An 11,793-nucleotide genomic window follows, 5' to 3' on the forward strand; every position below is an offset into this window, starting at 1 on the left:
GGGGGCCGTCGCCCGCGACGACGAGACGCGCCTCGGTGCCTGCCTTGCGTAGCTCCGCCACCGCCTCGATGCTGCGGTCGACGCGCTTCTCGACCGAAAGCCGCCCGCAGTGCACCAGCAGCGGGTGCCCGGCCGCCGCGAGGTCGGCGCGCAGCCTGCGGTCGCGCCTGCGCGGGCTGAACAGGTCGAGATCCACGCCGAGCGGCACCAACTCGACGTTCGGCGCGCCGATGCGCAGGAACTCGGCGCGCGCGAATTCCGTTGTGCAGACGACGATGTCGTATTCGGCGGCGGTGCGGCGGTTGGCGATGTCGGCGCCGCGGCGGGCCAGCCTGCCCGGCAGGACCTGGCCGAGCAGCCGGTCCAGGCGTTCGTGCGAGATCATCACACTGGCCACGTCGCGCCGCCGCGCCCAGCGGCCGAAGCCGCGCAGCGTGAGCCGGTCCGACACCTCGAGCACGTCGGGCCGTAGCCCGGTGAGCACGTCGGCGACCCGGCGCGGATCGGCGGCACGGTAGCCGCCGGTCCAGGGAATGGCCAAGGCGGGCAAGGTGATTCGCACCGCGCCGCCGGGCAGCACCTCCTCGGTGCGGCGCGGCCCCGGCACGATCAGCACCACCTCGTGCCCTGCCGCCACGTAGCCCGCGCCCAGATGGTGCAGGGCGGTGCGCAGCCCACCCGACCGCGGACCGTAGAAGTTCGCCAGCTGCACGATGCGCACCCGCCGATCGTTGCAGCGCAACCGGATATCGCAGGCACCGTAGCGCTCAACGAGCGGTGAACAGCAGTGAAAGAACCGGGATCGCGGTCAGTGCTTGGCGACACCACGCGCGGCACGCGGCAGGTCGAGATCCAGCGGAATCCGGCCGAGCGCGAGATGCGATTCGACCTGATCGGACGGCATCGGCCTGGCGATCAGAAAGCCCTGCGCGCGGTAGCAACCGAGGCCGACCAGGGTGCGCGCGGCCACCGCGGTCTCCACACCCTCGCCGACCACGCCGAGCCCGAACGAACCGGCGAGCCCGATAATGGATTTCACGATGGCAAGGTCGTCGGTGCTGGCGCCGAGCCGCTGCACGAAACCACGGTCGATCTTCACCGCGTCGACCGGCAGCGCCTTCAGGTGCGAGAGCGAGCTGTAGCCGGTGCCGAAATCGTCGATGGCGATCTGCACGCCCATCCGCTTGAGACCGCGCAGCGTCACCTGGGTGCGCGCCAGATCCTGGACGACGACGTGTTCGGTGATCTCCAGGCAGACCGAACTGCCGTCGATGCCGAACAGCCGCAGGATGTCCTCGATCCGTTCCACGAAATCCAGGCTCACCAGCTGCACCGGCGAGACGTTGATGCGCATCACCACGTTGGCGGCCAAACCACGGCGCCGCCATTCGGCGAACTGCGCGCAGGCCGAGCGGATGACCCACCGGCCGAGCTCGCCCGCCAGATTCGTCGCCTCCGCGACGGTGACGAACGCGCCGGGCGGCAGCAGTCCCCTGGTCGGGTGCATCCAGCGCACCAGCGCCTCGAGCGCGACGATCCGCCCGGTGCGTAGGTCCACCTCCGGCTGGTAGTGCAGCAGCAGCGAGCCGTCGGACACCGCGCCGCGCAGGTTCAGCTCCACATCGTCCTGCAGCTCGAACTGGGCGCGCATGGCGTCGGTGAACACCGCGACACCGTTGCCGCCACCCGATTTGGCCGAGAGCAGCGCGTGGTCGGCGCGGCGCAGCACGTCGGCCACCGTGGTCTCGCCGGGAATGCCCACCGCCACACCGACGCTCGCGCCGCGGCTCACCGATTCGCCGCCGACGGTGACGCGGCGGCCGATGAGCTGCTGGATCCGCGTCGCCTCCAGTTCGGCGGTGACCGCGTCCATGGGCTTGGCGGGCACGATGACGAATTCGTCGCCGCCGAGGCGGGCGATCATGTCGTTGGCGTCGAGGTTCTCGCGCAGACGCGAGGAGAGCGTGCGGATGAAGTTGTCGCCCGCGGTGTGTCCGAGAAAGTCGTTGAGCGCCTTCAACCGGTCCAGGTCGAGGAAGAACGCGGCGACCGGGCCCGGATTGCCCGGGCGTAATCGGTCCTCCATGTGCTCCAGCAGCGCGCGCCGGTTCGCCAGGCCCGTCAGATCGTCGTGCAGCGCGATGTAGCGCAGCCGCTCCTCGGCCACCACCCGCGCCTGCACCTGGGCGAACAACGCGGCGATCGCCTTGAGCACGTTGAGTTCCCTGGTGCTCCAATCCCGGTCGCCCTGCTTGATGAAGCCGAGCACGCCGGTGGATTCGCCGCGCGAGATGAGCGGCACGCAAGCCATCGCCACCTGGGGAATCCCCGAGGAGCGCCGGATCGTCTCCTGATAGTCGGCGGAGCTGACATCGGGGCGCACGATGATCGGCTCGGTGGCGAACTCGAGTTCGCGGAACACCGAGTCGGCGTTCTCGAACTGCACCACCTTCAGCGGATCGGGATCGGGGATCTCGCCGCGGTGCGGCCATTCCGCGATGAGAATGGTGGCGCGCCGTTCCCGGTCGGTGTGCCGCAGGTAGCTGAAGTCGACGTCGAAATGCTCGACCAGTCTGGCCAGCACGCGTTCGCTCGCCGCCACCATGGTCGTGGCGTCGACGCCCATCAACTCGGCGGCGACTTGCGTCACCAGTGAGTCGAGCGTTCGCCGAGGCACCTTGTCTCCGATCGTGCTAGCTGCGGTCGCCCGCGCCCGGCACTGGAAGCCGCCTGCTGCGGACCGTGGCTGCTGCCGCGTAGCTCAGGCGAAGCACCAACGCCATGATCTCATGTCCAGGCACTCCCAGCAGGTCCAGGAAACGGCCCTGAAGTGACGTTAGTGTATCCGCGAAATCCGGGGAAATCGCGATCAGCTCGTCGGGGTGCCGTGCGTAAAGGAACACCGGGGACACCGGTTGCACCGCAAGACCGCGCCTTTCGGCCTCCAGCCAGACCCGCTGCAAAGCCCCGCCCGCCGTGGCGTAATCGATCAAACTCGCGCCGTCCGGCCCCGGTCCGCACGGCAATGTGACCGCGACGAGCGCCGAGCTCGACAGCACCCGATCGCGGCTGTACTCGCCGAGCGCGGCGCCGCCGGACCACTCGTGCAATCTCGCCATCACATCGGCGCGTCCGCCGATGCGCATCTTGGCCTGTTCGTCCGGCGCCAGCTCCATGCCGCGCACGTCGATGCCGGTACGTAGATCCTCGCCCGGCCAGCGCAGTTCGCCGTACATCTCCTCGTGCAGGCGCGGGGTGAGGTGTCGGATCCGATCGGATTCGCCGATCAGCACGGCAGCTTCGGAAAGCTCGGCGCGGCCGGTGATCGCGCGCACCGCGCAACCGGACGTGGCGGCGGCCGCGGCGAGACCGGCGAGCACGCCGTCGGCGAGCGGCGCGCCGGTGCCGAGCCTGCGATTCGTGTCGCGCGCCAGCGCCGCCGGATAGTCGCGGGCCAGCAGCGGGTCGGAGCCCGCGCCGAATTCCAGCAGCGCGGTGAGCGGCGTGCCGTCGTTCTCGATCAGGTGGTGATCGCCGAGGATGCCGTGCGCCGCGGCGGCCGCGCGGGCATTGTGCAGTGCCGCGCCGATCGCGACCGCGCTGCCGCGATAACCGATGTCGAGCGACGAGGACAGGTTGCGCGCGAGATCGATACGCACCGCGTCGTGTTCGATCCGCAGCTGCCATGGCTGGGTGTTACCGCCCGACGGCGCGCGCTGCGCGCATTCGAGCACATTCGCCCAGGCGGGTCCGGGTGGGGTCGCGGCGGCATGGGACTCGTCCACCCACACCAGCTCTTCGGGCTCCGGTTCGGCGAGGCCGTCGAGACCGCGCTCCAGATCGATCCTGGTGCGGCCGGAGGAGAGCTTGTAGCCGAGGCCGATGCGGCGCACCGCCGTGGCGACGACGGCCGCGCCCAGCTGCACGTCGCCCGCGAGCTGCGGCCAGGTGGTGACGGTTTCGTCGATCTCCACCAGGCTCGCGGCCATCCGAGCCGACAGCTCCTTCGGGTCCAGGATCCGCATCACGTGCGGCGCCTTCTCCTTGGTGGACAACCCCCGCAGGTCGGCGGCGGTGGTCGAACCGAGCAGGCCGTGGAACGGCGGGCGCTCCGGCTCCAGGTCGTAGCGTTCGACGTCGAAGAGCCCGCGGTCGCTGGTGTCCATCAGCAGCGGCAGCCGATGCCTGCGCGCGCCTTGGCGGACGGCGAACTTGACGTCCAGCGAGTCGCATTCCTCGACGACGATCGACAGCCCGTGCAGGAACTCGTCGATGGTGTGCTCGTCGACACCCGCGGTGTACACCTCGACCGGCAGATACGGATCGAGCTCGGCGATCCGCCGGGCGGTCACGATCGACTTGTTCACGCCGATGTCGAAGACGTTGCCCGGCACCCGATTCAGGTTCGACAGCTCGATGTCGTCGAAATCGGCCAGCCGCAGCAGCCCGCAGGAACCCTCCATGGCGAGGGTGTGCGCGATGGCGTGACCGACGCTCTGCCCGACCACTCCGACGGCCAGCCCCGCGAGCCGCCGCTGCTCGGCGCGGGTCACCTTGTTGCGGTTGCGGTCGAGCCGGATCGCACGGTAGGTCCGTTCGCCGGGCAAACCGACCAGCGTGCGCCGCCACGGGTAGTAAACCCAGCGGTCCGTTTCCGGGCCGACCGGGTCGCCGGGGGGATTGTGCACCTTGACGAGCTCGGCGTGCAGCACGTCGCGCAAGTCGACGATCCGGATCATCGGCGACTTGCGCAGTTGCACTAGGACGGACGCTTCGTCCGGCATCGTCTCGTCGAGGATCAGCGGCCGATAGTCCGCACCGGGACCAGGGTCACCGTTCATGCCTGCGCCAGTCCCCCCATCCGGGCATCGCCCGCGGCGGACAGGCGGCGCGCCTGGGTGAACCAGGCGCCGAGCGCCGCACGCTCGAGAGCCAGCAGGGAGGCCTGCAACTTGGTGGCGCTGGTCCGGCACGCGTGAGTGTCCCACCAGAGCGGGACGGTGCGATACCGATCGTCGGGATACGGCACCGCGGGCACGCCGACGGCGATCCGGCCGCCGCTGGATTCGTACAGGAGGGCGCTGTGCGCCGCGGCGGTGACGAAACCGAACCGCGCGCCGAGCAGCCAGGCCGCGTGCACCACGCAGCGGGAGATCGCGGCGCCCAGCTGGGCACGGTGCGCGATGCCCTCGCACGTCACCCAGACCGCCTTGACTTCGACGATGCCCTCGCGGATCCGCTCGGCGATCATCGCGCGAAGGTCGGCCTCGCCGTCGCGGCCGGACCAGGCGCCGAGCCCGTGCACCTCGTCCTCGACGAGGTAGGGACCCTGGGCCCGCAGCCCGGCGACAACCTCGCCCGCCGGGTCGACGGCCGCGAAGAACAACGACGTCGAGCGCCCGTCGGCGACTTTCTCGTATTCCAATGCCGGTTCGACTTCGTAATGCCGGTAAACACCCAGCGCACCGCGCAGATAGCGCTGCCACAGATCCGGATGCGCGTCCGGTGAAGCCACGTGGAAGACATAGCCGGAATGCATGTCGCGAAACCGCAACACCTCGGCATCGCGCGCTCCGAAGGCGCCGACTGCGACTGTTTCGACAGCCATGGTTTTCCTACTCCGTTGCTACCGCGCCCGCGCGCGGTTCTTCGAGCCGGGGTGACGAACTCTCCCGCCGCCGAGCGCTCCGGGAGAGTTTGCCTAGGGCAGTATCCGTCATCCAGCAGGAATTGACCAGGCGTCTGGTTAATATCCCGAAAACTGATCGTGATCCCCGAAATAGCCGCAGGTCAAAGGCTGCAAGGTATTCCTAAGTAAGAACCGAGAGACCAGTCGGTTCACATTTAGTTAACCTGTAGCTATCAAACCAGGATGGAGATGAACAACTCGACCGCCTCGGGCCCGCGCCAGACCTCGATCTCCTCCCGATAGGCGCGGGTGATTTCGGCGGACGCGGTCGCGTCGTCCACTTGGGCCCACACATCCTCGACCGGGTCGTGATAGTCCCCGTTCGGTTCGAAACGAGCGTAGACGCCCTTCGGTACCCGTACGAGTAAATCGCCGACCGGAACAGCGTCGGGTGCGGCGTACTCGAAGCACACCATCGCGTTGTAATTTCCGGCCGGATCCGGCACGTACACGGTGTACATGGGCTGGTCGGCGGCACCGCGGTCGCGCAACCGGTCCTTCAGGAACTCGATCAGATCGCTGTTGCTGACCTTGAAGCTGGGCCGCACTCGCGGCACCGCCAATCCGCCGTAGAGCGCCTCGTTGCGGACGACGATCGCATAGGTCATCGGGGATCGACCGCCAGGTAGAGATCGATCTTGTACGCGTGCGGGTAACACTCGAAATCGCCGGTATAGGTCCGTTTGATCTGGTTGTGTTCCTCGGCGTAGGCGATCTGCGTCCAGAGGTCGGTCATCACCTGCGGAAAATTACCCACCGACGAGAATTTCGCGTAGCTGCCGCGCGGCAGCCGGGCGACCAGATGGCCACGAGTCACCTCGGCGAAGGATCCGCACTGATATCCCACGATCTGGGTGTTGTACGTGCTGAGTTCACCGGTGTAGTCGGTGTAGGCGCTGGCCAGCGGTCCGCCGAGCTCCTGGTGCAGCACCGCGGCCCAGGCGGCCTCCAAGTCGTGGTCACGCAGTTTTCCGAGGGCACGCTTCGGGCTGCGCACCGGCAATCCGGCAACCCACGTCTCGTCCCGCTCGACGATTTCAAACTGCATGGAAATACTCTTTCGAGGTGCATCCGGGGGCCCGCCCGCATCCGGTCGGCTAGAAACGCCATGCTATCAACATGATCGGGGTGGTACCGATCACATGTCCTACCGACCGTCCGGCCGGATGGGCGCGCTGAACTGGACAGATGTCCTGTAGGACGCTGGTTCGCGGGACGTGAGGCGACGCTGATATTCGCCACGACACCGCGCTCACCCGTCGGCGGCCTCGGCGCCGCGACAACCCGATAGCGAATCGACAGCAATGTTCGAGCCACCCCCGAGCGGCGCGCGTCCGGCCGCGCGGCGACCGGCGCCGCCGTCCGACCGAACCGCGCCCGGTTTCCCTACTCGGGCACCGGATCCGAGCCGACCGGCCGGATCAGGCAGATCAGGAACCGCGGGAGACCGCGGGGCAGCCTCGCGCCGTACAGCTCGACGGGTTGCCAGTCCTGGCGCAACGTCAGCAGCCGCACCGCCACCCTGGCTCGCTCGCTGCGATGCTCGGCCAGCTCGCGCAGCGCGCCGAGGTAGCCGTCCACGTCGTCGGGGTGCACGAGATGGGTGGTGGCCAAGGTGAATTCGCGGCCGTCGTCGGGATCGATGCCGCGCGAGGCCGGGTGGTGCCGCCAGGCGATGTCGCCGAGCGGCGGGGTCAGCCACTCGATGATCTGCATGGTCTCGGCGTCGATCAGCGCGGTGGTGCCACCGAGCAGCGCGACGGCCGCGTCGTCGCGATAGGTCGCGGGCACCAGGCCGGGCGGCCGGTCGGCCGCCACCTCGAGCAACAGCCCGCGCAGCGCGCCCTCGGCGTGATAGCGCAGGAAACCGAAGACCCTGGCGGTGCGATCGTCCGGTGTGCGCACCTGCATGGGCCCGCGCCAGGCGACGCCCGGACGCGGATCCAGCGCCGCGGTCATCAGCCGATCCCGGTCCTCGCACTCGATGACGCGCGACAGGAACCACGCGCCGTGCAGCATCGGATGCCCCTCGGGCAGCACCGGTCCGCCGCCCCCGCCATGACTGCGCAACGTCCACTGGCGGCTGTCCCACACGAAAGCGTCGACAGCGGGCGGGTCGGGCGGCTCGGTGCGCGACGCACCGGCCCACAACCGCACGGCGAGCGGCGCGCCGTCCGGTCCCGGCACCGGAATCGCCACGGCCCGGTGCGTTTCGCCGCGCAGCAGCACCGCGCGTTCGCATCGCCGCCCGCTCTCGACCGCCTGCGCGATGACCGTTGCGGCCGCCGCAGCCAGCGCGGCGGGGCGTATCGCCCTGTGCAGCGAACGCGCCCGCGCCATCCCCTCCTTCGGCACGTGCCGAATCACCTTGTCCGGCTCCGCGATATCGATGAGAAACCACATACGTCCTCCCCCTCACGTACTTCGGTGGTGTGTAACTCCTAGTTGTTTCGCTCTCACAAACCGGCCCGATCCCCACGGCCGTTCACCCGGACACCGACTTTAACGGTCACGCGAGCGGCCGGGTACCTCGCGCGACACGGCGCGCCTCAGCCCCCAGTCGGCGATTGTGCCGCGAAACACTCCTGCGCTACAGTCGCGATCTGAGACCAGTCAGTTCCACAGCTTTCCCGGCCGGTCGACCCGAGCACGCTAGGGGGACCTCGATGACGAGGACGAACGGCCCGCGCCACGCGGCCGTCGCGCTGCCGATCGCCGCCGCTCTGCTGCTGGCTTCGCAGATCGCCAATGCCCGTGGCGTCACCCATTTCTCACCAAGGAAATTCACCATGCTCTTCCGCCGCAATGCCTGGGTGACCGGGCTCGGCGCCACCGTGCTCGTCACGGCGGCACTGCTCTCCCCCGCCGCCACGGCCGCGCCCGCCGCGGGCTGCGCCGAACCCGCGGCGGGTCAGGCGCCGGAACGACGGGACGCCGCCGAGGTCGGGATGGATGCGGCGGCGGTGGCCGACGCGGTGGCGCTCGGCGCGCGCACCGGGTCGCACGCGGTGCAGATCTACCGGCACGGCTGCCTGGTCGGCGACCACACGCCGACGGGCAACGTGCCGATGCCACTGGCCAGCGGCAGCAAGGGCGTCGCCTCGGTGGCGGTCGGACGCGCGGTGACCATGGGCTACTTCGGCCTCGACGACCCGCTCGGCGCGTTCTTCCCGCAGGCCGACGCCGCGCACGCGGGCATCACGGTGCGCCAAGTGCTCAACCAGACCACCGGCATCCACTTCAGCTGGCCCGCCGACCTAGCCGGATTGCAGACCGACTCGGTGCTGCAAACACTCGCCGCGCCGGTCGATTACGAGCCGGGCAGCACCTTCCAGTACGCCCAGAACGTCCTCGCGCTGCTGCCGAAGATCATCGAGATCACCACCGGCGCCGACTTCCAGGACTTCGTGCAGCGGGAAGTCATGGACCCCCTCGGCATCGACCGCGGCAACTGGGTCTGGTTGCGCGACCGCAGCGGAAACACCGCGGTCAACGGCGGTCTCGCGATGCGGCCCGCCGACCTTGCCCGGATCGGCAGGCTGCTCCTGCAAGAAGGTCGATGGGCGGACCGGTCCCTCATCGATCCCGGCTACATCCGCCAGGCCACGACGCCGACGGAAGCCAACGGCGGCTACGGATTCCTGTGGTGGCTCAACGCCGGTGACACCTACCGCGGCGTGAATGTGCCCGTCGCCCAGCTCTATTCGCATCCGGTGTTCATCGGCTCGCCGCGCGACACCTATGCCTTCTCCGGGGCGCTCGGCCAATTCCTCACCGTGGTGCCGAGCCGCGATCTGGTGATCGTGCGCCTCGGCGTGCCCACCCGGCTCGAGCCGGGCAACCCGACCGGAGTGCTCACCGGCACCAGCAACCCGGACAACAAGGAACTGTTCCGCAGGGCGAGCGCCGCGGTCCTCGATCAGCCCGCGCTGCCGTTCGAGGATCCCTACGCCATCCAGGATCCGAGCCAGCCGCTGGTGCGCAGCCCTGAGGATCTCGGCAAACTCGTCGACCCGCTCACCGTCGCCGCCGTACTACTCGGCGTCGGGCCGTACGCGTCGACCGAATGCAATGTGTTGTGGTGCAACGGAAAACCGCTCCCCGAGGACGTGTTCCGGCTGATTCTCGACATCGCCGGGCAGATCTCCGGCGCGGTCGCGGCCCTCGGTAACTCGCCCCGCTGAGCACGGGGATGCGCCGACCGCGCGCCCGCCGGGTCGCGCCGGGAGTGTGCGGTGCCGCCACGAATAATCGGTGGCCCCACGGCGAGCGCGGCGCTACAGTTCCCCGCGCCGAAACCAGATGCGACCGAGCAGGTCGCCGAGAAGGAGGACGATGTATGACCCGGCTCGCGCCGAGGGCGCCTCAACGCGTGGCTCGACATCTCGACCACGCCGGTAAAGCCAACCGCCACTGACATTTCGAGGCGCGCTCGGCCTGCTCCCGCTCACACAGCCAAGGAGTAAGGAGAACCCGGGTGTCCGACCCCAACACCTCGACCCACCGTGGTCCGAGCCCCGCGCTACGGACCGGCACTTTCACCTGCGTGCGCTGCGGCCTCGTGGTGGCCACGCTCGCGCCGGACGACAGCCGACGCAACCACTGCCCGAGCTGCCTGCACTCGCAGCACACCGTCGATCACGTCGACGGCGGCGCGTCCGACTGCCTGGGCAGGATGGCCCCGCTGTCGATCGCGGTGCAACGCAACGGTTCCTGGGCGCTGGTGCACCGCTGTACCCGCTGCCACGAGCTGTCGCTGCACCCGGTGTGCGGCGACGACAATCAGCTCATCCTGATGCGGCTGGCCGTGCGTCCGCTCGCGGAACCGCCCTTCCCGCTCGAAGTTTTCGGCGACATGTAGGCGGGTGCTGGATGCCGCGAAGAAAGTCGAAATCCACTCGCGTGCAACGCCGCAAGGATGTGTTGCACGGGGCGGGCGGTGAATCCGGTGACGCTTTCCGCTGCATCGGCTGCCGCATGGCGGTGTCCGTCGTCGCACCGGGTACGGCGCATCGCAACCACTGCCCGCATTGCCTGTCCAGCCGTCACGTCGACGGCCGGATACCCGGCGACCGGGCGTCGGCGTGCGGCGCGCGGATGGCCGCGGTCAGCCTCTCGGCCCGCGCCGACGGCGAATGGCTGCTCGTGCACGAGTGCGCCGCCTGCGGTGCGCTCAAGGCGAACCGCATCGCGGGCGACGACAATGCGCTGGCCCTGATGCGAATCGCGGTGCGGCCGTTGGCCGATCCACGACCGGTCAGACGAGCTCTGCTAGCGCTGTGACCGCCGGGGCCGGGCAACCGGCCCCGGTTCACCACCAGCCGAGGATCGGCGCCAGCCTGCGACCGAGCTCGGGAGCCAGCGACCGCGAGTAGCTGGCGGTGAGGTGGTGTTCGTCGTGATAGACGAGGATGTTGCCCTCGATCACCGGGCAGACCTCCGGCGTGCACACAGCGTCGGTGAGGTCCAGCGGGAACACGTTCGGGAAGGACGCGGCGGGCTCGGCGGCGGGGTTCACCTCGTCGAGCGCGTCGACCCGACGCATGCCGCAGCTGACGCCGTCCCCGCTCTGGGCCAAGCAGTCGATGGCCCGGTAGCGGACGCCGTCGCGGCGCAGCCAGGGCGTGTCGCGGACGGCGAGCACATTGAGTCCGTGTTCGGCCAACCGGGACCAGACCTCCAGGTAATCCGTCGGGGTCTCGTCGCCGGTGCCGTCGCGCGGGCGGGTGCCGGTGGTGAATACCCACTGGGGCCGGTCGACGCCGAGGCGGTCGATCACCTCCGCCGACCAGTCGCGGCAGTCGGGGATCGGCTCGCCCTTGTACATCGGCTCGGCCGCCACGGTCAGCGGGCAGCCCATTTTCAGGTACACCGTGAGACGGAAGCCGTGTTCGCGGGCGAGCACGTCCAGCGCGGGCACCCAGTGCTCGGCGTGCGAGCTGCCGACCACGGCGATGGTGCGTTCCGCGCCCGCGTCGCCGTAGGTGCAGGTGATCACCTCGCGGGTGTCCCAGTCCGCGATGCACTTGTCCCGCGACGGGTAGGCGCCGTCGGCGGGCGCCTCGAACACCGTCGGACGCATCGTCGCCCGCGGCACGGCCGCG

General features: G+C 69.4%; 11 protein-coding genes. 3 read left to right on the forward strand and 8 right to left on the reverse strand.

Annotated elements, in window-relative coordinates; all coding sequences use genetic code 11:
* The 7 genes from NL1_RS34175 to NL1_RS34205 all read right to left on the reverse strand — a co-directional run.
* Nucleotides 1-721: glycosyltransferase (locus tag NL1_RS34175; protein ID WP_156095181.1), on the reverse strand; the 721-nt coding region annotated here is incomplete at its 3' end.
* A gap of 87 nt (nucleotides 722-808) precedes the next feature.
* Nucleotides 809-2,626 (reverse strand): putative bifunctional diguanylate cyclase/phosphodiesterase, encoded by a 1,818-nt coding sequence (locus NL1_RS34180; RefSeq protein ID WP_067848650.1) that lies wholly within the window; start codon nucleotides 2,624-2,626, stop codon nucleotides 809-811.
* Between the two features lie 67 nt (nucleotides 2,627-2,693).
* Nucleotides 2,694-4,841, reverse strand: a complete 2,148-nt coding sequence (locus NL1_RS34185) for an Rv1355c family protein (protein ID WP_067848626.1) — start codon at nucleotides 4,839-4,841, stop codon at nucleotides 2,694-2,696.
* The gene (locus NL1_RS34190; RefSeq protein WP_067848629.1) at nucleotides 4,838-5,608 is read right to left on the reverse strand and encodes a hypothetical protein; all 771 of its coding nucleotides are present in this window, start codon (nucleotides 5,606-5,608) and stop codon (nucleotides 4,838-4,840) included. Before NL1_RS34190 ends, NL1_RS34185 begins: the two co-directional genes overlap by 4 nt.
* A gap of 254 nt (nucleotides 5,609-5,862) precedes the next feature.
* A complete protein-coding gene (locus tag NL1_RS34195; protein ID WP_067848633.1) occupies nucleotides 5,863-6,297 on the reverse strand; it encodes a GyrI-like domain-containing protein in 435 nt (144 codons plus the stop codon).
* Nucleotides 6,294-6,737: a GyrI-like domain-containing protein gene (locus NL1_RS34200; RefSeq protein ID WP_067848636.1), complete on the reverse strand. Its 444-nt coding sequence runs from the start codon at nucleotides 6,735-6,737 to the stop codon at nucleotides 6,294-6,296. Before NL1_RS34200 ends, NL1_RS34195 begins: the two co-directional genes overlap by 4 nt.
* Nucleotides 6,738-7,075: 338 nt before the next feature.
* Nucleotides 7,076-8,092, reverse strand: coding sequence for a GAF domain-containing protein (locus tag NL1_RS34205; protein WP_067848638.1), 1,017 nt, complete (start codon nucleotides 8,090-8,092; stop codon nucleotides 7,076-7,078).
* Between the two features lie 263 nt (nucleotides 8,093-8,355).
* Between NL1_RS34205 and NL1_RS34210 the strand changes: the two genes are divergently transcribed.
* The 3 genes from NL1_RS34210 to NL1_RS34220 all read left to right on the forward strand — a co-directional run bounded on the left by NL1_RS34210 (nucleotide 8,356) and on the right by NL1_RS34220 (nucleotide 10,972).
* Complete coding sequence (locus NL1_RS34210; RefSeq protein WP_067848641.1) at nucleotides 8,356-9,873, forward strand: serine hydrolase domain-containing protein; 1,518 nt, start codon at nucleotides 8,356-8,358, stop codon at nucleotides 9,871-9,873.
* Between the two features lie 293 nt (nucleotides 9,874-10,166).
* Nucleotides 10,167-10,550, forward strand: a complete 384-nt coding sequence (locus tag NL1_RS34215; RefSeq protein WP_067848643.1) for an RNHCP domain-containing protein — start codon at nucleotides 10,167-10,169, stop codon at nucleotides 10,548-10,550.
* A gap of 41 nt (nucleotides 10,551-10,591) precedes the next feature.
* Complete coding sequence (locus tag NL1_RS34220; RefSeq protein ID WP_307624405.1) at nucleotides 10,592-10,972, forward strand: RNHCP domain-containing protein; 381 nt, start codon at nucleotides 10,592-10,594, stop codon at nucleotides 10,970-10,972.
* Nucleotides 10,973-11,000: 28 nt separating this feature from the next.
* Here NL1_RS34220 and NL1_RS38385 read toward each other — a convergent pair.
* The coding region (locus tag NL1_RS38385) for an SGNH hydrolase domain-containing protein (protein WP_281180901.1) at nucleotides 11,001-11,793 on the reverse strand (793 nt) is incomplete at its 5' end.

This window comes from Nocardia lijiangensis NBRC 108240 (assembly GCF_001613045.1).
GTDB classification, from domain to species: Bacteria; Actinomycetota; Actinomycetes; order Mycobacteriales; family Mycobacteriaceae; genus Nocardia; species Nocardia lijiangensis.

What these genes read in the sequence shown, in the direction of transcription:
- NL1_RS34180 (WP_067848650.1), bottom strand. Translation starts at nt 2,626, where the DNA reads ATGGGCGTCGACGCCACGACCATGGTGGCGGCGAGCGAACGCGTGCTG.
- NL1_RS34185 (WP_067848626.1), bottom strand. Translation starts at nt 4,841, where the DNA reads ATGAACGGTGACCCTGGTCCCGGTGCGGACTATCGGCCGCTGATCCTC.
- NL1_RS34190 (WP_067848629.1), bottom strand. Translation starts at nt 5,608, where the DNA reads ATGGCTGTCGAAACAGTCGCAGTCGGCGCCTTCGGAGCGCGCGATGCC.
- NL1_RS34195 (WP_067848633.1), bottom strand. Translation starts at nt 6,297, where the DNA reads ATGACCTATGCGATCGTCGTCCGCAACGAGGCGCTCTACGGCGGATTG.
- NL1_RS34200 (WP_067848636.1), bottom strand. Translation starts at nt 6,737, where the DNA reads ATGCAGTTTGAAATCGTCGAGCGGGACGAGACGTGGGTTGCCGGATTG.
- NL1_RS34205 (WP_067848638.1), bottom strand. Translation starts at nt 8,092, where the DNA reads ATGTGGTTTCTCATCGATATCGCGGAGCCGGACAAGGTGATTCGGCAC.
- NL1_RS34210 (WP_067848641.1), top strand. Translation starts at nt 8,356, where the DNA reads ATGACGAGGACGAACGGCCCGCGCCACGCGGCCGTCGCGCTGCCGATC.